This is a genomic window from Pseudomonas sp. P5_A12, from assembly GCF_056400685.1.
Genome location: NZ_JBFUKU010000612.1, coordinates 1 through 818, shown reverse-complemented (window position 1 = coordinate 818; position 818 = coordinate 1). Strand labels below are relative to the sequence as shown.

Annotated in this window: 1 protein-coding gene; it reads right to left on the bottom strand. The window is 57.9% G+C overall.

The features are described from left to right. Nucleotides 1–652, bottom strand: a 652-nt coding sequence (locus AC1DSG_RS31485) for an MFS transporter (protein WP_477794342.1), incomplete at its 3' end; no start/stop codon positions are given. Nucleotides 653–818: the final 166 nt, after the last annotated feature.

Here is an 818-nt window from a genome sequence, read left to right as displayed (position 1 = left end):
GCGCAATCCAGACGGCGACCCAGACGAAGCCCAGCATACCGATCACGATAAACGCCGCTTCCCAGCCCCAGATGCCGGCAATCAGCGGTACGCAGATCGGCGCCAGCACCGCGCCGACGTTGGCACCGGAGTTGAAGATGCCGGTGGCGAAGGAGCGTTCCTTCTTCGGGAAATACTCCGCGGTGGCCTTGATCGCGATCGGGAAGTTACCCGCTTCACCAATCGCCAGAACCGCGCGAGACAGCATGAAACCGGCAATCGAGACCGGAATGACGGCAAGGCCGAGCGCACTGCTCAGGGCGCCAATACCCTCACCCATCGGCACGGCAAAGGCGTGCATGACCGCACCGGTGGACCAGATGCCAATCGCCCAGATATAAGCTTTCTTGGTGCCGATCTTGTCGACGAAGCGACCGGCGAACAGCATGGAGATCGCGTATACAAACTGGAAAACCGAGGCGATGTTGGCGTAGTCGGTGTTACTCCAGCCAAACTGCGTCGACAGTTGCGGCGCCAACAGACTCAGTACCTGACGGTCCAGGTAGTTAACGGTGGTGGCGAAAAACAACAGCGCACAGATCGTCCACCGGTATTTGCCGACCGTTTGGCCGACGCGTTGCGCATTCGCATTGATGGGCTCGTTCAGATTCATGGCATCACTTTATTATTGGATTATGGTGATGATCTCTCGGTTTCAAGCGAGATCAATAGTGTCGTAGAGCATCGCCAAGACGCAAAAAGTCCGCGCCAAGGCTGGTCAGATTCAGCCGGGTCTTGCGATCAACTTATGCTGTACCCCGCCGCCGGTTGCATCACGC